29 protein-coding genes are annotated in these 23,876 nt (G+C 72.5%); 19 read left to right on the top strand and 10 right to left on the bottom strand.

Going from position 1 to position 23,876, the window contains the following annotated elements; translation table 11 throughout:
- Positions 1-107 precede the first annotated feature (107 nt).
- Positions 108-1,043 (top strand): UDP-3-O-acyl-N-acetylglucosamine deacetylase, encoded by a 936-nt coding sequence (gene lpxC, locus ENE75_RS01470; protein WP_128194908.1) that lies wholly within the window; start codon positions 108-110, stop codon positions 1,041-1,043.
- A 16-nt stretch (positions 1,044-1,059) separates the two neighbouring features.
- Positions 1,060-1,248, top strand: a complete 189-nt coding sequence (locus ENE75_RS01475) for a hypothetical protein (RefSeq protein ID WP_375138459.1) — start codon at positions 1,060-1,062, stop codon at positions 1,246-1,248.
- A 17-nt stretch (positions 1,249-1,265) separates the two neighbouring features.
- On the opposite strand, the gene ENE75_RS01480 is transcribed toward ENE75_RS01475, so the two are convergent.
- Positions 1,266-2,573, bottom strand: coding sequence for a DUF3422 family protein (locus ENE75_RS01480; RefSeq protein WP_128194910.1), 1,308 nt, complete (start codon positions 2,571-2,573; stop codon positions 1,266-1,268).
- A gap of 141 nt (positions 2,574-2,714) precedes the next feature.
- Between ENE75_RS01480 and bfr the strand changes: the two genes are divergently transcribed.
- The 5 genes from bfr (at position 2,715) to feoB (ending at position 6,285) form a co-directional block, all read left to right on the top strand.
- Positions 2,715-3,191, top strand: coding sequence for a bacterioferritin (bfr, locus tag ENE75_RS01485; protein ID WP_128194912.1), 477 nt, complete (start codon positions 2,715-2,717; stop codon positions 3,189-3,191).
- 165 nt (positions 3,192-3,356) lie between these two features.
- On the top strand, positions 3,357-3,587 hold the full coding sequence (locus ENE75_RS01490) for a (2Fe-2S)-binding protein (RefSeq protein WP_128194914.1): 231 nt from the start codon (positions 3,357-3,359) through the stop codon (positions 3,585-3,587).
- Positions 3,587-4,039, top strand: coding sequence for a ferric iron uptake transcriptional regulator (gene fur, locus ENE75_RS01495; protein ID WP_128194916.1), 453 nt, complete (start codon positions 3,587-3,589; stop codon positions 4,037-4,039). Before ENE75_RS01490 ends, fur begins: the two co-directional genes overlap by 1 nt.
- A gap of 15 nt (positions 4,040-4,054) precedes the next feature.
- Positions 4,055-4,375 (top strand): FeoA family protein, encoded by a 321-nt coding sequence (locus tag ENE75_RS01500; protein WP_128194918.1) that lies wholly within the window; start codon positions 4,055-4,057, stop codon positions 4,373-4,375.
- Between the two features lie 2 nt (positions 4,376-4,377).
- Positions 4,378-6,285 carry a ferrous iron transporter B gene (gene feoB / locus ENE75_RS01505; protein ID WP_128194920.1) on the top strand — a complete coding sequence of 636 codons (1,908 nt, stop codon included), beginning with the start codon at positions 4,378-4,380 and terminating at the stop codon, positions 6,283-6,285.
- Positions 6,286-6,303: 18 nt separating this feature from the next.
- Here feoB and ENE75_RS01510 read toward each other — a convergent pair whose 3' ends face one another.
- A complete protein-coding gene (locus ENE75_RS01510; RefSeq protein WP_128196689.1) occupies positions 6,304-7,011 on the bottom strand; it encodes a dienelactone hydrolase family protein in 708 nt (235 codons plus the stop codon).
- Positions 7,012-7,269: 258 nt separating this feature from the next.
- On the opposite strand from ENE75_RS01510, the gene hemP reads away from it, so the two are divergent.
- The 5 genes from hemP (at position 7,270) to ENE75_RS01535 (ending at position 9,905) form a co-directional block, all read left to right on the top strand.
- Positions 7,270-7,365: a hemin uptake protein HemP gene (hemP, locus tag ENE75_RS25210; RefSeq protein WP_233258874.1), complete on the top strand. Its 96-nt coding sequence runs from the start codon at positions 7,270-7,272 to the stop codon at positions 7,363-7,365.
- Between the two features lie 10 nt (positions 7,366-7,375).
- Positions 7,376-7,720, top strand: a complete 345-nt coding sequence (locus ENE75_RS01520; protein ID WP_158288825.1) for a hypothetical protein — start codon at positions 7,376-7,378, stop codon at positions 7,718-7,720.
- Positions 7,707-8,027, top strand: a complete 321-nt coding sequence (locus tag ENE75_RS01525) for a hypothetical protein (protein WP_128194926.1) — start codon at positions 7,707-7,709, stop codon at positions 8,025-8,027. The genes ENE75_RS01520 and ENE75_RS01525 overlap by 14 nt, the downstream gene beginning before the upstream one ends.
- A gap of 5 nt (positions 8,028-8,032) precedes the next feature.
- The gene (locus ENE75_RS01530; RefSeq protein WP_128194928.1) at positions 8,033-8,872 is read left to right on the top strand and encodes a ChaN family lipoprotein; all 840 of its coding nucleotides are present in this window, start codon (positions 8,033-8,035) and stop codon (positions 8,870-8,872) included.
- 64 nt (positions 8,873-8,936) lie between these two features.
- Positions 8,937-9,905: a recombination-associated protein RdgC gene (locus tag ENE75_RS01535; RefSeq protein ID WP_128194931.1), complete on the top strand. Its 969-nt coding sequence runs from the start codon at positions 8,937-8,939 to the stop codon at positions 9,903-9,905.
- Here the strand turns inward: ENE75_RS01535 and ruvC are convergent, their stop codons facing one another.
- The 3 genes from ruvC to ENE75_RS01550 are packed head-to-tail and all read right to left on the bottom strand — an operon-like array spanning position 9,906 to position 12,060.
- On the bottom strand, positions 9,906-10,454 hold the full coding sequence (gene ruvC / locus ENE75_RS01540) for a crossover junction endodeoxyribonuclease RuvC (protein WP_128196691.1): 549 nt from the start codon (positions 10,452-10,454) through the stop codon (positions 9,906-9,908).
- A 16-nt stretch (positions 10,455-10,470) separates the two neighbouring features.
- A complete protein-coding gene (locus ENE75_RS01545; protein WP_128194933.1) occupies positions 10,471-11,430 on the bottom strand; it encodes a phosphatidate cytidylyltransferase in 960 nt (319 codons plus the stop codon).
- Between the two features lie 3 nt (positions 11,431-11,433).
- Entirely contained in the window at positions 11,434-12,060 is a 627-nt protein-coding gene (locus tag ENE75_RS01550) for a lysophospholipid acyltransferase family protein (RefSeq protein WP_128194935.1), read from the bottom strand.
- A gap of 51 nt (positions 12,061-12,111) precedes the next feature.
- Between ENE75_RS01550 and ENE75_RS01555 the strand changes: the two genes are divergently transcribed.
- The 3 genes from ENE75_RS01555 to ENE75_RS01565 are packed head-to-tail and all read left to right on the top strand — an operon-like array spanning position 12,112 to position 14,779.
- A complete protein-coding gene (locus ENE75_RS01555; protein ID WP_128194937.1) occupies positions 12,112-12,717 on the top strand; it encodes a YHS domain-containing (seleno)protein in 606 nt (201 codons plus the stop codon).
- Positions 12,714-14,156, top strand: a complete 1,443-nt coding sequence (locus ENE75_RS01560; protein ID WP_128194939.1) for a dihydrolipoyl dehydrogenase — start codon at positions 12,714-12,716, stop codon at positions 14,154-14,156. The genes ENE75_RS01555 and ENE75_RS01560 overlap by 4 nt, the downstream gene beginning before the upstream one ends.
- Positions 14,153-14,779 (top strand): GDSL-type esterase/lipase family protein, encoded by a 627-nt coding sequence (locus tag ENE75_RS01565; RefSeq protein WP_158288826.1) that lies wholly within the window; start codon positions 14,153-14,155, stop codon positions 14,777-14,779. The genes ENE75_RS01560 and ENE75_RS01565 overlap by 4 nt, the downstream gene beginning before the upstream one ends.
- Before the next feature lie 12 nt (positions 14,780-14,791).
- Here the strand turns inward: ENE75_RS01565 and ENE75_RS01570 are convergent, their stop codons facing one another.
- Positions 14,792-16,234: a multicopper oxidase family protein gene (locus ENE75_RS01570; RefSeq protein ID WP_158288827.1), complete on the bottom strand. Its 1,443-nt coding sequence runs from the start codon at positions 16,232-16,234 to the stop codon at positions 14,792-14,794.
- A 93-nt stretch (positions 16,235-16,327) separates the two neighbouring features.
- Here ENE75_RS01570 and ENE75_RS01575 point away from each other — a divergent pair, with 93 nt between their 5' ends.
- Together ENE75_RS01575 and ENE75_RS01580 are read left to right on the top strand one after the other, a co-directional pair.
- Entirely contained in the window at positions 16,328-17,173 is an 846-nt protein-coding gene (locus ENE75_RS01575) for a DUF547 domain-containing protein (protein ID WP_233258875.1), read from the top strand.
- Between the two features lie 128 nt (positions 17,174-17,301).
- A complete protein-coding gene (locus tag ENE75_RS01580; RefSeq protein WP_128194948.1) occupies positions 17,302-18,384 on the top strand; it encodes an NAD(P)/FAD-dependent oxidoreductase in 1,083 nt (360 codons plus the stop codon).
- A gap of 45 nt (positions 18,385-18,429) precedes the next feature.
- Here the strand turns inward: ENE75_RS01580 and purH are convergent, their stop codons facing one another.
- From purH to dusB, 3 genes are read right to left on the bottom strand one after another with little or no spacing between them, the layout of a single operon-like run.
- The gene (gene purH / locus ENE75_RS01585) at positions 18,430-20,004 is read right to left on the bottom strand and encodes a bifunctional phosphoribosylaminoimidazolecarboxamide formyltransferase/IMP cyclohydrolase (RefSeq protein ID WP_128194950.1); all 1,575 of its coding nucleotides are present in this window, start codon (positions 20,002-20,004) and stop codon (positions 18,430-18,432) included.
- A gap of 16 nt (positions 20,005-20,020) precedes the next feature.
- Positions 20,021-20,248 (bottom strand): helix-turn-helix domain-containing protein, encoded by a 228-nt coding sequence (locus ENE75_RS01590; RefSeq protein WP_128194952.1) that lies wholly within the window; start codon positions 20,246-20,248, stop codon positions 20,021-20,023.
- On the bottom strand, positions 20,245-21,279 hold the full coding sequence (gene dusB / locus ENE75_RS01595; protein ID WP_128194954.1) for a tRNA dihydrouridine synthase DusB: 1,035 nt from the start codon (positions 21,277-21,279) through the stop codon (positions 20,245-20,247). Before dusB ends, ENE75_RS01590 begins: the two co-directional genes overlap by 4 nt.
- Before the next feature lie 71 nt (positions 21,280-21,350).
- Here dusB and ENE75_RS01600 point away from each other — a divergent pair, with 71 nt between their 5' ends.
- Positions 21,351-21,836 (top strand): YqaA family protein, encoded by a 486-nt coding sequence (locus ENE75_RS01600; protein ID WP_128194957.1) that lies wholly within the window; start codon positions 21,351-21,353, stop codon positions 21,834-21,836.
- A gap of 17 nt (positions 21,837-21,853) precedes the next feature.
- Positions 21,854-23,353 (top strand): carboxypeptidase M32, encoded by a 1,500-nt coding sequence (locus ENE75_RS01605; protein ID WP_128194959.1) that lies wholly within the window; start codon positions 21,854-21,856, stop codon positions 23,351-23,353.
- Between the two features lies 1 nt (position 23,354).
- On the opposite strand, the gene ENE75_RS01610 is transcribed toward ENE75_RS01605, so the two are convergent.
- Complete coding sequence (locus tag ENE75_RS01610) at positions 23,355-23,726, bottom strand: hypothetical protein (protein ID WP_128194961.1); 372 nt, start codon at positions 23,724-23,726, stop codon at positions 23,355-23,357.
- Positions 23,727-23,876: the final 150 nt, after the last annotated feature.

Genomic DNA, 23,876 nt, shown 5'->3' on the forward strand with positions numbered 1-23,876 from the left:
CACGGGCGGGACAAGCGGGGGCAATGGGGCGGGCAGTATCGTCGCGATAGCGAAGGCCATGCCAGCGGCATGCGACGGACTGCAGCCTTTGCGGGACAATCGACGACATGTTGCGCCAACGCACTCTGAAATCCCTGACCCGCGCCGTGGGCGTGGGGGTGCACAGCGGGCACAAGGTGGAGCTCACGCTGCGCCCGGCGCCGCCGGACACCGGCGTGATCTTCCGCCGCACCGACCTGCCCAGCCCAGTGGACATCCCGGTGAATGCCTGGGCGGTGAGCGACACGCGCATGGCCAGCACCATCAGCGCCGGTGGCGACCCGGGTGCGCCCAAGGTGCAGACCATCGAGCATCTGATGTCGGCCTGCGCCGGCCTGGGGCTGGACAACCTGTACGTGGACATCACCGGCGAGGAGGTGCCCATCCTCGACGGTTCGGCCGCCAGCTTCGTCTTCCTGCTGCAGAGTGCGGGCATTGCGCTGCAGGACGCGCCCAAGCGCTTCATCCGCGTGAAGAAGGCGGTGGAGGTGCGCGAGGGCGAGGGAAAGAGCCTGAAATGGGCGCGGCTGGACCCGCACCACGGCTACACGCTGAGCTTCGAGATCGAGTTCGACCACCCGGCCGTCAACGCCACCGGCCAGCGCGTGAGCTTCGACATGGGCTCGGGCACCTACAAGCAGGAGATCGCGCGCGCCCGCACCTTCGGCTTCACGAAGGACGTGGAGATGATGCGCGCCCGCGGCCTGGGCCGCGGCGGCAGCCTGGACAACGTGATCGTCATCGACGACTACCGCGTGCTCAACGCCGACGGCCTGCGCTATGGCGACGAGTTCGCCAAGCACAAGATCCTGGACGCGATCGGCGACCTCCACATCGCAGGCAAGCCGCTGCTGGCCAGCTACGTGGCCTACAAGAGCGGCCACGCGCTGAACAACCAGTTGCTGCGCGCGCTGCTGGCCGACGAGACGGCCTACGACATCGTCACCTTCGAGGACGAACGCCAGGCGCCACGGGGCATGGCCGAGCTGGCCCCGGCCTGGTGACCGCCGAGGCCGCACCATGATGCTGATGTTCCGCGTCGTCTTCGGCGGCCTGCTCGTGGCCGGGCTGCTGTGCTTCGCGATGTACGTGGGCACGGGCCAGGTGGTCTGGCGCCGGCGCGGCATCGTCATCGTCAAGTGGACGGTGGTGGCCGGCCTGGGCTTCTTCGCCGTGCTGGTGCTGGAGCGGCTGGCGGTGATGCTGTAGCGGCGCCGGCAGCCGGCTCAGTTCACCAGCTTGCGGTGGATGCGGCGCGTGAGCGCGGCCACCGCCCACAGCACCAGCGGGATCGATGCCCCGGCGGCCAGTTCCGGATGCAGCGGCACGCCCGCCGCCTTCGCGGCCTTGGCGGCGTAGAGGATCAGGCTGACCACGTAGTACGAGATCGCCGCGATCGACAGGCCTTCCACCGTGCTCTGCAGCTTGAGCTGCAGTTCCTGGCCGCGCGTGAGCTTGGCCAGCAGTTCGCGGTTCTGCGTCTCGGTGGCGATGTCCACGCGCGTGCGCAGCAGCGAGCCGGCGCGTTCGATGCGCTGGGCCAGGGACTGCAGGCGGCGTTCCGTCGCCACCACGGTGGCGATCGCCGGCGACAGCCGCCGGCGCATGAACTCGCCGATGGTCTGCGTGCCCGGGATGGGCACCTCGCGCAGTTCGGCGATGCGCTGGTCCACGATGCCGGCGTAGGCCTGGGTAGCGGCGAAGCGGTACTGAGTCTCGGCGGTGGCGCGTTCCACGCGCGCGGCCAGGTCCACCAGCGTGTCCAGCAGTGCCTGGTCGTCGGTGTCGCTGGCGCCGGTCTCCATGCGTGCGGTGATGCCGGCGAGGTCGGCCTCGGCCTGCGCCAGCAGCGCGCCGAGGCCCTTGGCCACCGGCAGGCCGCGCAAGGCCATCAGGCGGTAGGTCTCGAACTCCAGCAGGCGCGCCGCCACGCGGCCGGCGCGGGTCTCGCTGGTGCCTTCGGGCGCCAGCAGCAGCATGCGCTCGAAGCCGGTGTCGCGCAGGCGGAAGTCGGTCACCGCCAGCGAGTGCCCGCGGCCGGTCAGCGAGGCCACCACGGTGCGGTCGCCGAACCAGTGGCGCGCCGCGTCCAGCGCGGCCTGCGGGTCGGCCAGGTCGTGGTGCAGCATCACCAGCTTGATCGCGGCCACCGTGCGCCCGGGGATGTCGGCCAGCCAGGTGACGTCCAGCACCAGCGAGGACAGCAGTTCCGGGTCGGTGGCCGGGGGCCGGGCCTGCGCTGGCAGCGGCTGCACCAGCGTGTAGCGCGTGAACTCGCTGTGGCGCTCCCACTTCAGCACCGATTCGCCCAGGCGCAGGCGCAGGAAGTTGCCGGCCAGGTCGGCGGCGGTGAGCCCGTCGTGCCCGGGCAGGCGCTGCAGGTGACGGCGCTCGTCGTCACGGCTCACGCCCTCGTTGAGCACCGCCACGTAGACCACCAGCGCCGGCAGGTGGATGCGCGCCGTGGGTCGGGCATGGACCTCGTCGTGCAGTTCCTGGCGTAGCAGGTCGTCGGCGGGCAGGGGGCGGGTCATGGCCGGATTGTGCGGCGTCCGGGCAGTGGCAACGAGAACGATTGCGCTTCAGGCCGGTGCAGCGCGGCCTTGTGGGGCGAGCGGGCCTGCGTGCGCACAATGCACCGGGTCAGCATCACGCACCCTTGCAAAGGAGCCAGCATGAAGGGCGACCCCAAGGTCCTCGAATTCCTCAACGGCCAGCTGAAGAACGAGCTCACGGCCATCAACCAGTACTTCCTGCACTACCGCATGCTGAAGAACTGGGGCTTCGGCAAGCTGGCCAGGCACGAGTACGAAGAATCCATCGAGGAGATGAAGCACGCCGACCGGCTGATGGACCGCATCCTGATGCAGGGTGGCCTGCCCAACCTGCAGGACCTGGGCAAGCTGCTGATCGGCGAGTCGGCGGTCGAGGTCCTGCACTGCGACCTGAAGGTCGAGACGGCGGCCCAGGCCTACCTGAAAGAGGCCATCGCGCACTGCGAGAGCGTGCGCGACTACGTCTCGCGCGACCTGTTCAGCGACCTGCTGGACGACACCGAGGAACACATCGACCACCTCGAGACCGAGATCGGCCTCGTGGCCCAGGTGGGCGAGCCCAACTGGCTGCAGTCGCAGATGGGCGAGGGCAGCTGAGGGCGGGCGCCGGGCGCCCGGGGCCGGGTCCGTCATCGTGGCCGGTATCACGGCCGGTTGGGGCCGTGGATCGACGGGTTGATCTGCATCAAAGAATCTGATTGAGACGGATTCTTATTTAAAGTACGATCTGCGCCAGGAGTTCACCCGCCCCTGTACCGCCCCATGATCGTCTGCCTGTGCCACCGGATCTCGGATCGCCACATCCACCGTGAGGTGCGTTCGGGCACGGCCTGCTTCGAGCAGTTGCAGGACGACACGCGGGTCGCGTCGTCCTGCGGCGCCTGCCACGACTGCGCGCGCGAGGTCTTCGACGAGGCGCTGGCCGCCCGCGGCGGGTGCAGGGTCGCGGGCCCTGCGACGCCTGGTCCCGTCGTGGTGGCGCTGCGCCGCTGATGCACGACGTGACGCACGACGCGCCGGATCCGGCCGACGCGGACAACCTGCGCCAGCTCGGCCTGCGCGCCACGCCGCCGCGGCGCAAGGTGCTGCAACTGATGCGCCAAGGCGCACGGCGCCACTGGGCTGCCGACGAGGTCTACCGTGACCTGCTGGCCGCCGGCGACGATGTCGGACTGGCCACCGTCTACCGTGTGCTGGCGCAGCTGGAGCAGGCCGGCATCGTGCGCCGCACCAGCTTCGACGGCGGCAAGGCGGTGTTCGAGTTCGACGACGGGTCGCACCACGACCACCTGGTCTGCGTGCGCTGCGGCCGCGTCGACGAGTTCGTGGACGAGGTCATCGAGGCCCGCCAGCAGGCCGTGGCCGACGCCCGCGGTTTCACGCTGGTCGAGCACCGGCTGGCGCTGTATGGCCTGTGCCGCCCCTGCCGCACCCCTCAGCCCTGATTCACATCGATCGCCATGACGTCCTTGCACGCTGCGTTGCCCCCACTGAAGGCCGATCTGGCGGGTGCCGACGGCCCGTCGGCCTGCCCCGTGCCGATGACGACGCTGGACCAGCTGCCCGACGGTGCCGCGGCCCGCGTGCATGCCGTGCTGCCGGCCACGGCGGCGCCCGACTGGCCGCGCTGGCTGGCCGAGATCGGTTTCCTGCCGGGTGAGCCGGTGCGCCTGCTGTCGCGCGCGCAGCCGGGGGGCGACCCGCTGGTGGTGCGCGTGGGGCTGTCGACCTTCGCGCTGCGGCGCGCCGAGGCCGCCTGCATCCAGGTCCAGGTCGCCTGAGCGTGGCCGAGGCCGTCGTCCACGTCCACCGCGGCGGCCCGCTGGTCGCGCTGGTGGGCAACCCCAACTGCGGCAAGACGGCGCTGTTCAATCGCCTGACCGGCAGCCGGCAGAAGGTGGCCAACTACGCCGGTGTCACGGTGGAGCGCAAGGAGGGCCGGCTGCCGCTGCCCGGTGGCCGCGAGCTGCGCGTGCTCGACCTGCCCGGCGCCTACAGCCTGCACCCGCGTTCGCCCGACGAACGCGTGACGCACGACGTGCTGCTGGGCACCGCCGCCGGCGAGAAGCGGCCCGATCTGGCGGTGTGCGTGCTCGACGCCACCAACCTGCGCCGCGGCCTGCGGCTGGTGCTGGCGGTGCAGCGCCTGGGCCTGCCCTGCCTGGTGGTGCTGAACATGACCGACCTCGCCGCCCGGCGCGGGCTGTCGATCGACGCGCAGGCGCTGTCGCGCGAACTGGGCGTGCCGGTGGTGACCACGGTGGCGGTGCAGGCCGGCGGTGACGCGGCGCTGCGCGAGCGTCTGGCCGACCGTGCGAACTGGCCGTCGGCGGGCGGCGCGGCCGGGCCTGTGGGCATGGACGGTGTGCATGGCCACACTGGATCGATCGAGGCGGACCACGACCGTGTGCGCGCCATCCTGCAGCGCCTGGGGCTGGACGATCTGCTGCCGCCCGACGCCAGCGAGCGCATCGACCGCGCGGTGCTGCACCCGGTGGCCGGGCCGCTGCTGCTGACGCTGCTGCTGTTCCTGATGTTCCAGGCCGTGTTCAGCCTGGCCGAGGCACCGATGGGCTGGATCGAGTCGGCCGCCGAGGCGCTGGGCACGGCCGTGGCCGGCGCGGTGCCCGAGGGCCTGCTGCGCAGCTTCCTCGTCGATGGCCTGGTGGCGGGCCTGGGCGGCGTGCTGGTGTTCCTGCCGCAGATCCTGATCCTGTTCGCCTTCATCCTGGTGCTGGAGGAGTCGGGCTACCTGCCACGCGCGGCCTTCCTGCTCGACCGGCTGATGGGCGGCGTGGGCCTGAGCGGGCGGTCCTTCATCCCGCTGCTGTCCAGCTTCGCCTGCGCCATCCCCGGCATCATGGCCACGCGCACCATCGCCGATCCGCGCGACCGCCTGGTGACGATCCTGATCGCGCCGATGATGACCTGCTCGGCCCGGCTGCCGGTGTACGCGCTGCTGATCGCCGCCTTCGTGCCGGCGGTGTCGGTGGGGCCGGGCGTGTCGCTGCAGGGACTGGTGCTGTTCGGGCTCTACGCGGCGGGTGTTGTCGGTGCGATGGGGGTGGCCTGGCTGCTCAAGCGCTTCACCACCGCCGGCCGGCAGGTGCGGCCGCTGATGATGGAACTGCCGGCCTACCACTGGCCGTCGCTGCGCAGCGTGGCCATCGGGCTGTGGCAGCGGGCCACGATCTTCCTGCGCCGGGTGGGCGGCATCATCCTGGTGCTCACGGTGGTTCTGTGGGCGCTGTCGAGCTTCCCGGCGCCGCCGCCGGGCGCCACCGACGCGCCCATCACCTACAGCGTGGCCGGCCGCCTGGGCCATGCGCTGTCGCTGCTGTTCGCGCCCCTGGGTTTCAACTGGCAGATCAGCATCGCCCTGGTGCCGGGGCTGGCGGCACGGGAGGTCCTCGTCAGCGCGCTCGGCACGGTGTACGCGCTGTCGGCCACCGGCGACGCGGCCGCCAGCGTGCTGACCCCGCTGATCGCCAGCCAGTGGAGCCTGGCCACCGGGCTGGCCCTGCTGGCGTGGTTCGTGTTCGCGCCCCAGTGCCTGGCCACGCTGGCGGCGGTGAAGCGCGAGACCGGCGGCTGGCGCGTGCCGACGCTGATGGCTGGCTACCTGTTCGGGCTGGCCTACGTGGCCGCCTTCGTCACCTACCGCGTGGCTGTGGCGCTGGGCGCGGGCTGACCGCGGCCACGCGGGCGCTCAGAACAGGCGCTCGGCCAGGAACTGCAGGCTGCGGCCCAGCGCCAGTGCCGAGGCCCCGGCGTGGTAGCTGCCGCGCTCCCAGCAGTTGAACCCGTGCTGGGTGCCGGGGTAGACGTGGCAGGCGTTGCCCGGCCGGTCCGGCGTGCAGGCGGCGCCGCGCACACGGTCCACCGCCGCCAGCGGGATGTGGTTGTCGTGCTCGGCGTAGTGGAACAGCAGGTCGCCGCGGATGGCCGGCGCCAGCGCCAGCTGGTCGTGGATGCCGCCGCCGTAGTAGCACACCGCCGCGTCCACGTTCGCCCAGGCGGCCGAGAAGTAGGCCAGCCGGCCGCCGAAGCAGTAGCCCACGGCGCCCAGCCGGTCGCCCGTCACTTCCGGCAGCGCGCGCAGCGCCGAGGCTGCCGCCTCGACGTCGGCCCGCAGCGCGTCGGGCGCGATCGCGCCCATCAGCGCACGGCCGCGCGCCATGCCGTCTTCGCCGTAGCCCAGCTCCACGCGGCGCTCGCCGCGCCAGAAGACGTCCGGCGCCAGCACCGTGAAGCCGGCCAGCGCGTACTGCTCGGCCACGCGGCGGATGTGGGCGTTGACGCCGAAGATCTCCTGCCACAGCAGCAGGCCGGGGCCACGGCCGGCCGGGGGCCGGACCAGGAAACCGTCGAAGCCGTCGCCGCCGTTCGAACCCAGCGGCACCCATTGGCTGTGGATCAAGGTGCTCATGCGGGGATGCTATCAACAGCACGGCCGGCGGCACCGGCCTCGAAAGACCCGTCGACATGCAACGCCATTGCAAATGCGAACGAGTCGCAATACAGTGGGACCATGCGTTCGACTCATCCCTTGCCGTCCGGCAACCCGACAACGACCTCGGATGCCGCGCCGAGCGCGTCGACCCGGACGCTGCAAGCCGGCAAAGACGCCGTCGGGGGCGCCGAGTCCCGGCCCCGGCGCCTTCGCAGCGGCGACTTGCTGGGCCCGGGCCAGGTGCTGGAGATCGTGCATGGTGACGCCGTCTATCGCCTGCGCGTCACGGCCCTGGGCAAGCTCATCCTCACCAAGTAGGCCGTCCGCCATGCGCATGCGCGATCAAGCAGTCCCGTCGGGGGCATGGCAGGACCCGGCCCTGCGGGCGGCGCTGGACCAGCTGGCGGCGCTGTCCCACGAGAACGCGGTGCTGGGCCGTCACCTGGCCAATGTCCAAGCCCGCGCGGCGCAGCAGGCGGCCGACCATGCGCGCGCCATCGAGTCGATGCGGCGTCAGTTCGTCCGACTGCGGACCGCCGCCCTGCGCCGCGCCATCGAGGCGCAGGTGCTGCGCGACGCCCTGCGCCACCTGCCCGTGGCGATCACGACGGGCCCGACAAGGCCGGTCGCCACGACCCAGATCCCAAGAGGACCCCGCCATGACCTTCCGTGACGACGCACGCGACGACAACGAACTGCCCTGCGCCATCGGCCTGCTGGCGGGCACCCTGGCGCTGATGACCGGCCACGCCGCACCCGAACCCGCGGCCCGGGTCGACCCCGGCACGCTGCAGCGCCTGACGGCGCGCAAGATCGTCTCCAACCTGTTCTTCCTGCAGCGCCATCCGGCCCTGCCACCGGCCCTGCGCCAGGTGGCGGCGCGGCTGCACGGCCGCTGGGGGGTGCTGGCGCAGAGCGGGCCGGCGCTGGGTGGTGCCGAGACGGTCCATACTCTGCCTGACACACCGCACCTGCACTGACCCTCATGCCCACCGACCGCCGCCGATGGCTGCTGGCGGCTGCCGCCGCCGGCCTGGGGGGCTGTGCGTCCTCCGCGCACCGGTACGAGGCGGCATCGCTGATCGGCGGGCAGCCCGGTGTGCTGCTGGGCGAGGTGCACGACAACGCTGACGGGCATGCCCTGCGCCTGGCCGCGGTCGACGCCTGGCTGGCGCGCGGCGCGCGCCCGGCCATCGCGCTGGAGATGTTCGATCGCGGCGATCAACCCGCCATCGACGGGCTGCAGGCGGCCCGTGCCACCCCGGACAGCCAGGCCTTCGTCGACGCCGTGCTGGGCGCACGCCCGGCCGGTACATCGCGCGGCGGCTGGGACTGGCGCTTCTACCGCCCTTTCATCGAGCGTGCGCTGCAACTGGGCCTGCCGCTGGTGGCGGCCAACGTGGGCCGTGCCGAGGGCCGTGCGCTGATGCGCGACGGCCTGGCCGCGCACGGCTTCGAGGCCGACGTGCCGCCGGACGTGCTGGCCGCACACACGCGCAGCATCGAGGCCAGCCACTGCGGGCACGTGGGCGCCGACCTGGCCGCCCGGATGGCGCTGATCCAGGTCGCCCGCGACCAGCAGATGGCGCGCGCCGTGGGGGCGCACATCGGCCGCGGCGTGCTGCTGCTGGCCGGCAACGGCCACGTGCGCACCGACGTGGGCGTACCGCGCTGGCTCTCGCCCGCCACGCGGGCCCGCTGCCAGTCCATCGGCGTGCTGGAAGCCGGCGACACCACCACGGCCTACGACCGCATCGTGCACGTGCCGGCGGCCGAGCGCCCCGACCCCTGCGCCAGCATGCGCCCGCCCCGACGCGCGGGCTGAGCCGGGGCGGCCCCGCCACGGGCCCTACACTCGCGGCCCCGACCGCCCCCGACCCTGTGCCCGCATGCTCTTCAAGAACGCGCTCGTCTACCGCATCGCCCACTGGACCGTGCCCGGCCTGGCCGAGATCGAGGCCAGGCTGCAGGCCGCGCCCTTCGTCGAAGGCGGGCCGACGACGGTGGACAGCGCCGGCTGGGTGCCGCCGCGCGGTGAGGAACATGGCCCGTTGGCCGAAGCCGTGGGCGGCCAGATGGTGCTGCGCCAGCGCCGCGAGACGCGCGCCGTGCCCGGCGGCGTGATCCGCCAGGAGCTGGAGGCGAAGCTGGACGTGCTGGAGCAGCAGACCGGCCGCCGGCCCAAGGGCAAGGCCAAGCGCGAGCTGAAGGACGAGCTGGTGCACACCCTGCTGCCGCGCGCCTTCCCCAAGCGCGCCGACACCACGGTGTGGGTGGACCCGCAGGCCGGCTATGTGTGGATCGGCACCGCCAGCACCAAGCGGGCCGACGCGGTGGTGACGCCGCTGCTCGAGGCCCTGGGCGGCGGGCTGCGCCTGGAGCCGCTGGACACGGCGCTGGCCCCGGCCACCGCGATGGCCGGCTGGCTGGCCGAGCGCGAGGCACCGCGCGGCTTCACGGTCGACCGCGACTGCGAACTCAAGCAACCCGAGGGCGAGAAGGCCACCGTGCGCTTCGCGCGCCACAACCTCGACACCGACGAAGTGGTGGCCCACATCCGCGAAGGCAAGCGCCCGACACAGCTGGCGCTGACCTGGGGCGGTCGTGTGTCGCTCGTGCTCACCGAGGGGCTCACGCTCAAGCGGCTGCAGTTCGTGGACGGCCTGGAGACCGACGCCGGCGGCGACGAGGGCTTCGACGCCGACGTGGCGCTGTTCACCGGCGAACTGCGGCGGCTGCTGCCGGACCTGGTGGACGCGCTGGGCGGCCTCAACGACCGCCAGCCGGCCGCAGCCGCGGAGGCCGGTGCCGTGTCGGCCGCCGAGGCCGCCGCGCCAGCCGGCGAAGCACCCTTCTGATCAGTACGCGCGTCCCTTCCGGTACTGCGCGTGCTGCCGGCGGCTGAGCGTCGCGGCAGCACCCAGCGCGGCCAGCGAGGTGCCGGCATGGGCGTGCGTGATGGCCAGCCCCAGCGCATCGGCCGCATCCTTGCCTGGCGGCGCAGTCAGCCCCAACAGGCGCTGCACCATGGCCTGCACCTGTGCCTTCTGCGCCAGGCCCTGGCCGACCACCGCCTTCTTCATCTGCAGTGCGGTGTACTCCGCCACCGGCAGGTCGCCGGCCACCAGCGCGGCCAGCGCCGCGCCACGCGCCTGGCCCAGCAGCAGCGTGCTCTGCGGGTTGACGTTGACGAACACGATCTCCACCGACGCGCAGTGCGGCGCGTAGGCCTGCACCACCTCGCGAACGCCGGCGAAGATCAGCTTCAGACGGCCCGGCAGGTCGCCACGTGGGGCCTCCAGCGTGCCGATGGTGCCGCTGGCCACGTAACGCAGGCGCGGCCCGTCGGCCTCGATGACGCCGAACCCCGTGCGCTGCAGGCCCGGGTCGATGCCGAGGATGCGCAGGGGCGGGTTTCGGGGCTCAGACACGGAAGTACCAGCGCACGGCATGGAAGAACACCGGCGCGGCGAAGCACAGCGGCGCCAGCCGGTCGAGCAGGCCCACGGCGCCGGTGAGCGAGTCGCGGTTGCCCCAGGTGCGCACGCCGGCGTCCTTCTTCAGCGCCCGCATCACCAGGTCGCCCAGCGTGCCGGCGCCACCGGCGATGAAGCCCAGCGCCAGCGCCTGCGGTGGCTTGAAGGGCGTGCTCCAGTACAGCAGTGCGCCGGCCAGACCGGCGGCCAGCGCGCCCATCAGCCAGGCCCGGTAGGAGAACGAGCGGTCGATGTGCCGCGCCACCGGCCGCCGCCGCAGCCAGCGGCTGGCCGCCTCCTGCACCAGCTGCGCCGCGGCGGCCACGACGACGAGGAAGAACACCAGGAAGGCGCCGCGCCCGGCCTGGCGCGGGAAGTCCAGCAGCAGCAGGGCCGGCGCGTGGCTGAGGCCATAGACGCAGACCATGATGCCCCACTGGATCTTGGCGTTGCGCTCCAGGAAACGCTGCGGGTCGCCGGCCAGCGCCGAGGCCACCGGGATGGCCAGGAAGGCGTAGACCGGGATCAGCACCGTGAAGAGGTCGAAGTGCCGCGTGCCCACCAGCACGTACTGCAGCGGCAGGATCACGAAGAAGGCCAGGATCAGGCTGCGGTGGTCGCCGCGTCGCGTGTGCACCAGCGTGATCAGCTCGCGCAGCGCCAGGAAGCTCAGCACGCCGAACAGCAGCGTGGCGCCCAGCGGGCCCGAAATCCAGGCCGCCCAGAACACGCAGGTGCCCACCCACAGCGCGCGCAGGTCGCGTTTGAGGCGCGGAGCGCTGGGGTGGTCGTCGTGGCGCACGCTCCACAGCAGCGCGGCGGCGGTGGCCAGCACCAGCAGCCCGAAGAGCACCACGAACAGCAGGGCCACCTGCTGGTCGACGCCGAGCTCACGCAGGCGCCCCATCGCTCAGGCCCCGGAGCCCGCGGGCCGCAGCGCCACCACCGCCTCCCGCGCGCGGCGCAGGAAGTCGCGCTTGTCCTCGCCCGCGGCCAGGTGCAGCGGCGCGCCGAAGGTGGCGGTGCACAGGATGGGCACCGGCACGACCTCGCCCTTGGGCATCACGCGCTGCACGTTGTCGATCCAGCACGGCACCAGCGGCACCGTCGGAAACTGCTCGGCCAGGTGGTACAGGCCGCTCTTGAAGGGCTGCGGGTCGCCCTTGTTGCTGCGCGTGCCCTCGGGGAAGATCACCAGCGAATCGCCGTTGCGCAGCGCGTCCACCAGCGGCTCCAGCGGGTCCTCGTCGGCCGTGCGGGCGCGGTTCACGTACACCGCGTTGAACACCTCGCGCGTGATCCAGTGCTTGAAGCGGCCCGAGGTCCAGTAGTCCTTGGCCGCGATCGGCCGCGTGGTGGCGCGCAGCTCGCGCGGCAGCGCGGCCCAGATCAGCACCCAGTCCAGGTGGCTCTGGTGGTTGGCGAAGTAGATGCGCTGCTCGGCCTTGGGCGGCACGCCCAGCCAGTGCCCCTGCGCCCCGGTGATCAGGCGGGCGATGAAGGACAGCAGCGCCCCCATCAACTCGGCGCGCGACATGGTTGCCATGCTAGCCGTAAGCTCGGCGCGTCCGATCCGACCGAACCCGTCATGCCGACACGTCCCCGTCTTCCTCGCCTGGCCGCTGCAGCGGCCTTGTCCCTGGCCCTGCTGGGCGGCTGCACCGCCCTGGTCACGCAGAACCCCTCCGGCGCGTACAGTCCGGTCAACGCGGTCGACATGGCCGGCCACGACCGCGTGCTGCTGCAGGGCGCCGACGTGGTGGCCTACTTCACCGAAGGCCGCCACCGGCAGGGCGACGCCCGGTTCAGCAGCACCCACGAGGGCGTGACGCTGCACTTCGCCAGCGCCGAACACAAGGCGCTGTTCGACGCCGACCCGGCCAAGTACCTGCCGCAGTACGGGGGTTTCTGCGCCAACGGCATCGCCTATGCCATCCCCTGGGGCGGCGACGCCGACAGCTGGCGCATCATCGACGGCAAGCTCTACATCTTCGGTGGCCAGGGCTCGAAGGCGGCCTTCGAGCTGGACGTGCCGGCCTACATCGCCTGGGCCGACGGCTACTGGCGCGACGAGATCGCCGGCAGCAACAGCCTGGTGCAGCGGATCAAGCGCCTGGTGTTCCGGGTGCCGCACTACAAGACCGGCGAGGAGCTGGCGGCCATGGTGGCCGCGGCCAAGGCGAAACCCCAGTGAGCACGCTGCGCGAGGTCGACGTCGCCGTCATCGGGGCCGGCACCGCCGGCATGGGCGCCTACCGAGCCGCGCTGGCGCACACGCCGTCGGTGCTGAGCATCCAGGACGGGCCCTACGGCACCACCTGCGCGCGCGTGGGCTGCATGCCCAGCAAGCTGCTGATCGCGGCGGCCGAGGCGGCGCACGGCATCGCGCACGCGTCGCGCTTCGGGGTGTCTGCCGGCCCGCCGCGGGTGGACGGCGCCGCGGTGATGGCACGCGTGCGCAGCGAACGCGACCGCTTCGTCGGCTTCGTCACCGACGCGGTGGACCGCTGGCCCGAGGGCCATCGCCTGCTCGGCCGGGCGCGCTTCGTGGACCGCCACACGCTGGACGTGGGCGGCCACACCCGCGTGCACGCCCGGCGCATCGTCATCGCCACCGGGTCGCGGCCTGCGTTCCCCACCGCCTGGCGCGACGCGCTGGGCGAGCGGCTCATCGTCAACGACGACGTCTTCGACTGGGCCACGCTGCCTGCGTCGGTGGCGGTGGTGGGCACCGGCGTCATCGGGCTGGAACTGGCGCAGGCGCTGCACCGGCTGGGCGTGCGCGTGCGCCTGTACGGGCGCAGCCGCGTCGGCCCGCTGACCGACCCGGTGCTGCAGGCGCTGGCGCGTGACGTGTTCGCCGGCGAGCTGCCGCTGGCGCTGGACGCACACCACCTGGCGCCGCGGCACGAGGGCGATGCCGTCGTCGTGCGCTGCACCGATGCTTCAGGCTACGTCGACGAAGAACGCTTCGAGTGGCTGCTGGCCGCCACCGGCCGCCGGCCCAACGTCGACGGCCTGGGCCTGGAGAACGCCGGGCTGCCGCTGGACGCCGGCGGCGTGCCGGTCTACGACCGCCGCACCGGCCAGATCGGCGACAGCCCGGTCTTCATCGCCGGCGACGCCGCCGAGGACCGCCCGCTGCTGCACGAGGCCGCCGACGACGGCCGCATCGCCGGCGACAACGCCGGACGCTGGCCCGACGTGCGCGTGCGCCCGCGCCGCGCGCCGCTGGCGGTGGTGTTCAGCAGCCCGCAGGTCATGCTGGCCGGCGCCAGCCATGCCGAGCTCACGGCGGCGGGCACCGCCTTCGCCACCGGCACCGTGTCATTCGTGGACCAGGGCCGCAGCCGCGTGATGGGCGTCAACCAGGGGGCGCTGCACGTCTACGGCGAGCGTGACACCGGCCGTTTCCTGGGTGCGGAGATGATCGGCCCGGCGGCCGAGCACATCGGCCACCTGCTGGCCTGGAGCGCGCAGCGCGGCGACACCGTGCAGCAGATGCTCGACAGCCCCTTTTACCACCCGGTGATCGAGGAAGGCCTGCGCACTGCGCTGCGCGAGCTGCAGCGCGAACTGCGCATGGGGCCGCCGCCGGTGGAGCGCTGCCTGGACTGCGGGCCAGGGGCGTGAGGCGCCTCGCGGCCGGCGTGGCCGCGCTGCTGGCCGCCGCAGCGCTGGCGGCTTGCTCGCGTGGCGAGTCACCGCTGGCCGGCTGCCACCTGCCGTCCGGCGCCACCGTGCTGGCGATCGGCGACTCGCTCACCCGCGGCCAGGGTGGCGACGGCGAGGGTTACGCCGAACAGCTGCAGCAGCGCCTGGGCGAGGCCGTCACCGTCGTGCAGCGAGGCATCAACGGCGAACGCAGCGACGGCCTGCTGGCGCGCATCGACGACGCGCTGGCCGAGCACCGGCCGGCCCTGGTGCTGATCACCAGCGGCGGCAACGACGTGCTGCGCCGCGTGCCGGCCGAGCGCACGCGGGCCAACCTGAAGGCGGTGGCCGAGCGCGTGCGCGCCGCCGGCGCGGTGCCGGTGATCTTCGCGGTGCCGCAACCCAGCGTGGCGGCCGTCGTGGGCCTGCTGGACGACCACCCGCTGTTCGACGACTTGGCGGGCGACCTGCACGTGATCCCCGACGTCGTGGCCGAGGTGCTGAGCGACGACGCGCTGAAGGCCGACGCCATCCACCCCAACCGGGCCGGCTACACGCGCCTGGCCGATGCGGCCGCCGCCGTGCTGCAGCGCTGCCGCTGACCGCGACGCCGCTCAGGTCACCTCGAACATCGCGCCCATGCCGCCGGCATGGTGCTCCAGCACGTGGCAGTGGACCAGCCAGCGCCCGGGGTTGTCGGCGACGAAGGCCACCTCGGCGGTGTCGCGTGGCGACAGCAGCACGGTGTCGCGCCAGGGCTGCACCGACAGCGCCTGGCCGTTGCGCGACAGCAGCTTGACGTGGTGGCCGTGCACGTGGATCGGGTGCCACCAGGCGGTGCGGTTGGCCATCTGCAGGCGCACCGTGCGCCCGCGTGGCACGCGGAACAGCGGCGGGTGGGCGTCGTGCCGGCCCATGTGCGCGTGGCCGTTGACGCTCCACACCGGGTCGGCCTCGCGGCTGCCGCCCAGGCGGCGCTGCTTGCGCGCGGCGCGTTCGGTCAGCGGGTCGTCGGGCCAGCCGCCCATGCCCATCATGCCGCCGCCGAAGACCAGCGGCTGCGCCAGGGCGTCGGCCAGCGCCGGGGCCGGCAGCGGGTCGTGCGTGGCCGGGCGCGGTGCCGGGCGTGCAGCGCCGCCGGGTGGGGTGCCGTCGACCGTCACGTGCGCCAGCACGCGCTCGCCGCGGCCAAATCGGTCGCGCAGCGTGAAGCGGCCGGCCTGCGCGGCGTCGACGATCAGGTCGGCGCGCATGCCCGGGCCCAGCAGCAGCGGGCCGTCCCAGGCCACGGCCTCCTCGGCCGGCATGCCGTCGCGGGCGATCAGCCAGGCCGGCAGGCCGGCGAGTTCGAGCGCGAAGATGCGCGCATTGGCGGCGTTGACCAGGCGCAGCCGCAGCCGCTGGCCGGCCTGCAGCGCCAGCGTGGGCTCGACCTGGCCGTTGACCGTCAGCCGCTGGCCCAGGCGTCCGGCGTGCGACACGTCGTGGAAGCCGTAGAAGTCCTCGGCGATCCGGCCGTGGCCGTCCAGCCGCCAGTCGTCGAGCAGCCAGACCTCGTCGCGGTCCACCGGCGGCGGGGCGTCGTCCTCCACCACCAGCGCGCCGGCCAGCCCGCGTTCCACCTGTTCCGGCGTGCCCCAGTGCGGGTGGTACCAGTAGGTGCCGGCGTCGGGCAGCGCGAAGCGGTAGCGGAAGGTCTCGCCCGGCGCCACCGGCGGCTGCGTGAGGTGCGGCACGCCGTCCATGGCGTTGGGCACGCGCACACCGTGCCAGTGGATCGTGGTCGGGTCGGGCAGGGCGTTGTGCAGCGCCAGGTCGAGCACCTCGCCGCGGCGCAGGCGCAGCACCGGGCCGGGTGTCTGCCCGTCATAGGCCCAGACCGGCAGCTGCGCCTGCCCGGCCGCCGCAGTCGTGTGCACGCCGGCACGCAGCACCCGGCCTGCCGGCGCGGCGGCCGGGGCCGTGGCGGTAGGCGCACTGCCGGAGGCGGCGCAGCCGGGCAGCAGTGGCAAGGCGGCGCCGCTGCAGATCGCCGCAAGGGCATGTCGTCGGTGCATGCGCGATGGTCGCGCGAGCGGCCCGGCCCTGTCCATCGGCGGGGCGTTGCCGGGGGGTGTCAAGCCGGCGACGGCCGTGTCAGGATCGCCCTCATGTCCCGACCCATCCCCATGAACCCGACCCGACGCCTGTGCCTGCATGCCGCCGCCCTGTCGCTGTTGCCAGCCTGGCCGGCCCGTGCGGCCACCGATGGCGTGGACCACGCGCCCTGGACCGCCTTGCTGCAGCGCCACGTGGTGCTGCTGCGCGGTGGCCAGGCGTCGCAGGTCCGCTACGCAGGCTTCGCCGCCGACCGCCCGGCGCTGAAGGCCTACCTGGCCACCCTGTCGGCGGTGTCGAAAGCAGCGTTCGACGCCTGGGGCAAGCCGGCCCGGATGGCCTTCCTGATCAACGCCTACAACGCCTTCACGGTCGAGCTGATCCTCACGAAGCACCCGGACCTGAAGTCGATCAAGGACCTCGGGTCGCTGTTCAGCAGCCCATGGAAGCCGAAGTGGATCCCGCTGCTGGGGGGCACGGTTTCGCTCGACGACATCGAACACGGGATGCTGCGCGAGCGCGGCCGCTACGACGACCCGCGCATCCACTTCGCCGTCAACTGCGCCAGCGTGGGCTGCCCGATGCTGCGCGAGGAGGCGTTCACCGCCGAGCGCCTGGACGCGCAGCTCGAGCAGCAGGCTCAGCGCTTCCTGGCCGACCGCACGCGCAACCGCTGGAACGCCGAGCGCGGGCGCCTCGAGGTGTCGAAGATCTTCGACTGGTACGGCGAGGACTTCACCCTCGGCCATCGCGGCATCACCTCGCTGGCCGGCTACCTGGGCCGCTTCGCCGACGTCCTGGCCGACGACCCGGCGGTGCGCGGGCGCATCCGCGCGGGGCAGGCCGACATCGGCTTCCTGGACTACGACTGGGCGCTCAACGACGCGCGCCGGTCGTGAGCCGGTTTTGTCTTGGACGGTTCCGAGCCGTTCTTTGTTGAACGAATCGGTTTACATGGAAACTGATCGGTAGTAATCTGCGGTGCCAGCACCGGCCGAATCGGTCGGTTTCCAGCCTGGAGGCACGCATGAACGCTGTTTCGAACGATGTTTCGGCCGGGGGTGTGCCCGGTGCCACGGTGGCCATCATCGGTGCCGGCCTCGCCGGCGCGGCCTGCGCGCGCGGCCTGCAGGCGGCCGGTGTCCAGGTCACGGTCTTCGACAAGTCGCGTGGTGTGGGCGGGCGTCTGGCCACCCGCCGCGCCGGGGTGAACCTGCCCGGGCAGGCCGAGGCGGTGGAGGTCGGCTTCGACCATGGGGCGCCGCAGATCGTGGCCCGATCGCCGCGCCTGCGGGCAGTGGTGGCCCGCGCCGAACAGGCCGGCGTGCTGGCGCCCTGGGCGCCGCGTGTGCATGCACCCTGGCCCGGGCCCACGCACGGCCCCGGGCACATCGCGCTACCCGGCATGCCGGGCTTCGTCCGCCATGTGCTGGGCGACACGCCGGTGCAGCTGGCGCAGGCCGTGCAGCGCCTGCAGCGTGGGCGGGACGGTCGCTGGCGCGTCATCGTCGACGGCCGCGAGGCCGGCGTCTTCGACCAGGTGGTGCTGGCCATGCCGCCCACGCAGGCCGCCGCCCTGCTGACCGGCCACCACGAGGTCTGGAGCGAGGCGCTGGCGGCCTGGCCGATGTGCCCGGTGTGGACGCTGATGGCCGTCACCGACGAGGTGGACTGGCCCTGGGACGCGGCCGAACCGCCCACTGGTGCACTGACCTGGATCACCCGCAACGACCGCCGGCCCGGTCGCACCCGCCTGCCGGGCCATGCGGTGTGGGTGGCGCATGCGCATGCCGCGTGGAGCCAAGGCCACCTGGACGACGACCCGGCCGACGTGGCCGAGGCGCTGTCTGCCGCGTTGGCCGAGTCCTGGTCCCGCGACGAGCGGGCCACCGTGCGCTGGCACCACCGCGCCGTGCACCGCTGGCGCTACGCCGCCAGCGGGCGGCCGCCCGTCGACGCACGCCTGTGCTGGTGGGATGCGGGGCGTGGTCTGGGGGTGTGCGGCGACTACCTCGCCGGTGGCGACGTGGACGGCGCCTGGCGTTCGGGAGACGAACTCGGCGACCGCATGGCCGCCGAACTGGAGTCGATGGGCCTGCTGGCGGCCTGATGGCCTGTCGGCATGGCGCGCGCAAGCGCGCCTGCGCCGCCGCCGTCAGTGGCGGAAGTGCCGTGTCCCGGTGAACACCATCGCGATGCCGCGCTCGTCGGCGGCACCGATCACTTCCTCGTCTCGCACCGAGCCGCCGGGCTGGATGACGCAGGTGGCGCCTGCGTCCACCACCACGTCCAGCCCGTCGCGGAACGGGAAGAAGGCGTCGCTGGCCACCGCGGTACCGACCAGCGACAGCCCGGCGTTGCCCGCCTTGATGCCGGCGATGCGCGCGCTGTCGATCCGGCTCATCTGGCCGGCGCCGACGCCGATGGTCATGCCGCCGGCGCAGAAGACGATGGCGTTGCTCTTGACGAACTTCGCCACCTTCCAGGCGAACATCAGGTCCGCCATCTGTTCGGCGGTGGGCGACAGCTTCGTCACCACGCGCAGTTCCGATTCGGCCACGTTCTTCGCGTCCTGGCTCTGCAGCAGCACGCCGCCGCCCACGCGCTTCATGTCCCAGGTGTTCATCTCGGCCGAGAGCGGCACCTCCAGCAGGCGCACGTTGACCTTGCTCGCGAACACGGCACGCGCCTCGGGCGTGATGGCCGGGGCGATCAGCACCTCGACGAACTGCTTGCTGACGGCTTCGGCCGCGGCGCCGTCGAGCGGGCGGTTGAAGGCGATGATGCCGCCGAAGGCCGAGGTGGGATCGGTCTGGAAGGCCTTGCGGTAGGCCTCGTGCGGGTCGGCGCCCAGGGCCACGCCGCAGGGGTTGGCGTGCTTGACGATCACGCAGGCCGGCACGTCGAAACTCTTGACGCACTCCCAGGCAGCATCGGCGTCGGCGATGTTGTTGTAGCTCAGCGCCTTGCCCTGCACCTGCGTCCACTGCGCCAGCGTGCCGGCGGCCGGCTTGGCATCGCGGTAGAAGGCGGCGGCCTGGTGCGGGTTCTCGCCGTAGCGCATGTCCTGCGTCTTGGCCAGCTGCAGGTTCCACACCGCGGGGAAGGGTTCACGCGCGGGCACGGCGGCGGGCGCGAACTCGGCCTCGGGCTGCAGCGCGGTGAGGTAGTTGGTGATCATGCCGTCGTAGGCGGCGGTGTGCGCGAACACCTTCTTGGCCAGCATGAAGCGCGTGGCACGCTCCACGCCGCCGGTCTTGAGCTCGGCCAGCACGCGCGGGTAGTCGGCCGGGTCGATCAGCACGGTCACGTCGGCCCAGTTCTTGGCCGCCGCACGCAGCATCGCCGGGCCGCCGATGTCGATGTTCTCGATCGCGTCCTCCAGCGTGCAGTCGGCACGCGCCGTGGCCTGCGCGAAGGGGTAGAGGTTGACGACCAGGAGGTCGATGGTGCCGATGCCGTGCTCGGCCAGCGCAGCCATGTGCGCCGGCAGGTCGCGCCGGGCCAGCAGGCCGCCGTGCACGCGCGGGTGCAGCGTCTTCACGCGGCCGTCCAGCATCTCCGGGAAGCCGGTGAGCTCGGCCACCTCGGTCACCGGCAGGCCGGCGTCGGCCAGCAGCTTGGCAGTGCCGCCGGTGGACAGCAGGCGCACGCCCTGCTCGTGCAGCGCGCGGGCGAAGTCGAGCACGCCGGTCTTGTCGGAGACGGAGATCAGGGCGGAGAGGGTCATGGGAAGGTTCCGGGGTTCAATCGATCAGGCCGTGCTCGACCAGCTTGCGGCGCAGGGTGTTGCGGTTGATGCCCAGCCACTCAGCGGCCAGGCGCTGGTTGCCTTCGGCATGGCGCAGCACGACCTCCAGCATGGGCTTCTCCACCGACTGCAGCACCATCTGCTGCACACCGTGCGGCTCGGCGCCGCGGAGGTCGCGGAAGTAGGCCTCCAGTGACGTGCGGACCGCGTCCTCGAGCTTCATGCGGCGTCCTGTTCGGTCATGCGCGGCGCGTTGGCGGCCGGCCAGCGCGGGTGCAGCGCGGCGAGTTCGTCGAAGAAGCTGGTCACGGCGCGCAACTGGGCGTCGGCCGTCTCCAGCGTGTTCATTGCGGCGCGGAAGGCCTCGCCGCCGGGCAGCGCCTTCACGGCCCAGCCGATGTGCTTGCGCGCCGTGCGCACGCCGGTGAACTCGCCGTACAGGCCGTAATGGTCCTGCAGGTGGGCCAGCAGCCAGCCGCGCACGTCGGCCGTGGGCGGCGGCGGCAGGTGCGCGCCCGTGGCCAGGTAGTGCGCGATCTCGCGGAAGATCCACGGCCGGCCCTGCGCCGCGCGGCCGATCATCAGCGCGTCGGCGCCCGTGGACTTGAGCACCGCGGCGGCCTTCTCCGGCGAGTCGATGTCGCCGTTGGCCACCACCGGGATGCGCAGCTCGGCCTTGATCGCGGCGATGGTGTCGTACTCCGCCTGCCCGCCGTAGCCCTGCTCGCGCGTGCGGCCGTGCACGGTCAGCATCGCGATGCCGGCCTCCTGTGCGGCACGCGCCAGGACCGGTGCGTTCTTCTGCGCCGCGCACCAGCCGGTGCGCATCTTCAGCGTCACCGGGACATTGCGCGGCGCGCAGGCCGCCACGACGGCCTCGACGATGCGCAGCGCCAGCGGCTCGTTCTGCATCAGCGCCGAGCCGGCCCAGGTGTTGCACACCTTCTTGGCCGGGCAGCCCATGTTGATGTCGATGATCTGCGCGCCACGGTCGATGTTGTGGCGGGCGGCGTCGGCCATCTCGGCCGGGTCCACGCCGGCGATCTGCACCGCGATGGGCGCCGGCTCACCGGTGTGGTCGGCGCGGCGCGAGGTCTTCAGCGAGGCCCACAGGTGCTTCTGGCTGGTGACCATCTCGCTGACCGCGTAGCCGGCGCCCAGCTGGCGGCACAGCATGCGGAACGGCCGGTCCGTCACCCCGGCCATCGGGGCGACGAACAGGTTGTTCGGCAGCACGACGTGGCCGATCTTCATGGGCGGGCGGTGGGGGAAAGCGGCGGGCGGGGAGCCGGAAATTATAGGTGGGCGGAATAATCGCGGCCGCGATGGACGAGGCGCTCCGATCCCTGCTGCAGCTGCTGGCCCTGCCCGAGTTCGGGTTGTCGACGGTGTTCGTCGTCGCCGTGGTCTCGGCCACGCTGCTGCCGGCCGGCAGCGAGTGGGTGGTGCTGGGCTTCCTGAAGCTCGAGCCCGACCTGTTCTGGACCACGATGGTGGTGGCCACCGCCGGCAACACGCTGGGCGGCGCCATCAGCTGGTGGATGGGCTACGGGGCCGAGCGCGCCTACGAGAAGGTGCGCCACCGCAAGCCGGCGGAGCTGCGCGCCCTGCAGTGGCTGGAGCGCTTTGGCGCCAAGGCCTGCCTGCTGGCCTGGCTGCCGGTGGTGGGCGACCCGCTGTGCGCGGTGGCCGGCTGGCTGCGGCTGCCGTTCTGGCCCTGCGTGGTCTACATGGCCATCGGCAAGTTCGCGCGCTACGTGACCATGACAGCGGCCCTGCTGTGGCTGTTCCCCGGGCAGTGGCACGTTTGACCTAGCACAATCCTGCCATGAAGACACCCGCCTACGACCACCTCACCGCCACCTACCAGCGGCTTCACCGCCTGGGCCACCTGGGCGCCATCGCCGGCTGGGACCAGGCGGCCAACATGCCGGCCAAGGGCAACGAGGCCCGCGCCGCCGCCATCGCCGAGCTGGCGGCCCTGATGCACCGCATGCGCACCGACCCGGCGCTGGGCACGGAGATCGAACGCGCCGAACAGGAGAACCTGGACGACGTGCAGCGCGCCAACCTGCGCGAGATCCGGCGCGACTGGCAGCGCGCCACCGCGCTGCCCGACGACCTGGTGCAGCGGCGCGAGATCGCCACGTCGCGCTGCGAACACGCCTGGCGCACGCAGCGTCCCACCGGCGACTGGGCCGGATTCCTGGCCAACTTCCGCCCGGTGCTGGCCATCGCCCGCGAGCAGGCGGCGCGCCTGGCCGACGCCTCGGGCCTGGGCCGCTACGAGGCGATGATGGACGCCTACGAGCCGGGCATGACCACCGCCACCGTCGACCGTGTGTTCGGCGAGGTGCGGCAGTGGCTGCCCGGCCTGATCCAGCAGGTGGTGGCCCGCCAGGCCGAGCAGCACCGTGCCGAGCCGCTGATCGATCCGGTCGGTCCGTTCGACGTCGAACGCCAGCGCTGGCTCAGCGAGCAGGTCATGCGCCTGCTGGGCTTCGACTTCGATGCCGGTCGGCTGGACGTGAGCACCCACCCCTTCTGTGGCGGCGTGCCCGAGGACGTACGCATGACCACGCGCTACAGCACCGACAACTTCCTCGGCAGCCTGATGGGCACGGTGCACGAGACCGGCCACGGCCGCTACGAGCAGAACCTGCCGCGCGACTGGCTGGGCCAGCCGCTGGCCGAGGCACGCTCGATGGCGCTGCACGAGAGCCAGAGCCTGAGCTTCGAGATGCAGATCGGCGGCCACCCGGGCTTTGCGGCGCTGGTGTCGCCACTGCTGCGCGAGGCCTTCGGCGAGCAGCCGGCGTTTGCGCCGGCCAACCTGCGCCGCCTGCTCACGCGCGTGAAGCCGGGGCTGATCCGCGTCGATGCCGACGAGGTCACCTACCCGGCGCACATCATCCTGCGCTACGAGATCGAGCGGCCGCTGGTCGAAGGCGAGATCGAGCCGGAGGACATCCCCGCGCTGTGGGACGCCAAGATGATGGAGCTGCTCGGCCTGGACACGCGCGGCAACTTCGCGGACGGGCCGATGCAGGACGTGCACTGGCCGGCTGGCCTGATCGGCTATTTCCCGTGCTATTCGCTGGGCGCGATGTTCGCGGCGCAGTGGTTCGGCGCCATCCGCCGTGCCGTGCCCGACCTCGATGCGCGGCTGAACGCCGGCGACCTGGCTCCGGCGCTGGACTGGCTGAAGGTCAACATCTGGACCCAGGCCAGCCGCTGGACCACCGACGAACTGGCCGTGCGCGCCAGCGGCGAACCGCTGAACCCGGCGCACTTCAAGGCGCACCTGGCGCGGCGCTACCTCGGCTGAGTCAGGTCGGGCCTTTGCCCGGCCCGTCCAGTGAGAGCAGGCTGACCGCCGCCCATTCGCTCGCACTCACTTCGGTGACTTCCACCCGGGTTTCATCAAGGGCGCTCGGGAGGTAGGGGATGCGCTCGGGCTTGGGCGGTGGTGTCTCGTCGAGCCTGAGGATGGCGGATTGCAGCCTGACCTGTAGTGCACGCAGCGGCTTGTCCTCCATGTCCATCGGCAGTGCTGCAAGCTGCGCGCCCATCTTGCGCAGCGATGACAGCGGGATGTGGTTGAGCACCTCCGTGCCATCGGCGGCCAGCGCACGCTCCAGCGCGGCCAGGTAGGGCAGCACTTCGCGCGACCCAGGTACCTTGTCCAGCAGCAGCTTCAAGGACAGGGCCATGGCACGCCCCGCCTTTCGCGCAGGATCGGAGCGAACGGAGTGCTTGCTGTGGTCGGGGTTCGTCGACATGGTGGGAAGACGGCTCGGACACCCCGGCGGGGCATCGACCCCACGGAGATCGGCCGGCGCGCCCCGGAC

The organism is Rubrivivax albus, assembly GCF_004016515.1.
GTDB lineage: Bacteria > Pseudomonadota > Gammaproteobacteria > Burkholderiales > Burkholderiaceae_C > Rubrivivax > Rubrivivax albus.

Bases quoted from the DNA above. Each gene is read 5' to 3' on its own strand.
- ENE75_RS01480 (WP_128194910.1), bottom strand. From the start codon at position 2,573: ATGACCCGCCCCCTGCCCGCCGACGACCTGCTACGCCAGGAACTGCAC.
- ENE75_RS01545 (WP_128194933.1), bottom strand. From the start codon at position 11,430: ATGGGGCGCCTGCGTGAGCTCGGCGTCGACCAGCAGGTGGCCCTGCTG.
- bfr (WP_128194912.1), top strand. From the start codon at position 2,715: ATGAAGGGCGACCCCAAGGTCCTCGAATTCCTCAACGGCCAGCTGAAG.
- ENE75_RS01520 (WP_158288825.1), top strand. From the start codon at position 7,376: ATGCGCATGCGCGATCAAGCAGTCCCGTCGGGGGCATGGCAGGACCCG.
- ENE75_RS01550 (WP_128194935.1), bottom strand. From the start codon at position 12,060: ATGTCGCGCGCCGAGTTGATGGGGGCGCTGCTGTCCTTCATCGCCCGC.
- ENE75_RS01590 (WP_128194952.1), bottom strand. From the start codon at position 20,248: ATGAAGCTCGAGGACGCGGTCCGCACGTCACTGGAGGCCTACTTCCGC.
- ENE75_RS01535 (WP_128194931.1), top strand. From the start codon at position 8,937: ATGCTCTTCAAGAACGCGCTCGTCTACCGCATCGCCCACTGGACCGTG.
- ENE75_RS01580 (WP_128194948.1), top strand. From the start codon at position 17,302: ATGAACGCTGTTTCGAACGATGTTTCGGCCGGGGGTGTGCCCGGTGCC.
- ENE75_RS01500 (WP_128194918.1), top strand. From the start codon at position 4,055: ATGACGTCCTTGCACGCTGCGTTGCCCCCACTGAAGGCCGATCTGGCG.
- ENE75_RS01570 (WP_158288827.1), bottom strand. From the start codon at position 16,234: ATGCACCGACGACATGCCCTTGCGGCGATCTGCAGCGGCGCCGCCTTG.
- ENE75_RS01600 (WP_128194957.1), top strand. From the start codon at position 21,351: ATGGACGAGGCGCTCCGATCCCTGCTGCAGCTGCTGGCCCTGCCCGAG.
- ENE75_RS01490 (WP_128194914.1), top strand. From the start codon at position 3,357: ATGATCGTCTGCCTGTGCCACCGGATCTCGGATCGCCACATCCACCGT.
- dusB (WP_128194954.1), bottom strand. From the start codon at position 21,279: ATGAAGATCGGCCACGTCGTGCTGCCGAACAACCTGTTCGTCGCCCCG.
- fur (WP_128194916.1), top strand. From the start codon at position 3,587: ATGCACGACGTGACGCACGACGCGCCGGATCCGGCCGACGCGGACAAC.
- lpxC (WP_128194908.1), top strand. From the start codon at position 108: ATGTTGCGCCAACGCACTCTGAAATCCCTGACCCGCGCCGTGGGCGTG.
- ENE75_RS01530 (WP_128194928.1), top strand. From the start codon at position 8,033: ATGCCCACCGACCGCCGCCGATGGCTGCTGGCGGCTGCCGCCGCCGGC.
- ENE75_RS01475 (WP_375138459.1), top strand. From the start codon at position 1,060: ATGATGCTGATGTTCCGCGTCGTCTTCGGCGGCCTGCTCGTGGCCGGG.
- ENE75_RS01575 (WP_233258875.1), top strand. From the start codon at position 16,328: ATGTCCCGACCCATCCCCATGAACCCGACCCGACGCCTGTGCCTGCAT.
- ENE75_RS01525 (WP_128194926.1), top strand. From the start codon at position 7,707: ATGACCTTCCGTGACGACGCACGCGACGACAACGAACTGCCCTGCGCC.
- ENE75_RS01605 (WP_128194959.1), top strand. From the start codon at position 21,854: ATGAAGACACCCGCCTACGACCACCTCACCGCCACCTACCAGCGGCTT.
- ENE75_RS01555 (WP_128194937.1), top strand. From the start codon at position 12,112: ATGCCGACACGTCCCCGTCTTCCTCGCCTGGCCGCTGCAGCGGCCTTG.
- purH (WP_128194950.1), bottom strand. From the start codon at position 20,004: ATGACCCTCTCCGCCCTGATCTCCGTCTCCGACAAGACCGGCGTGCTC.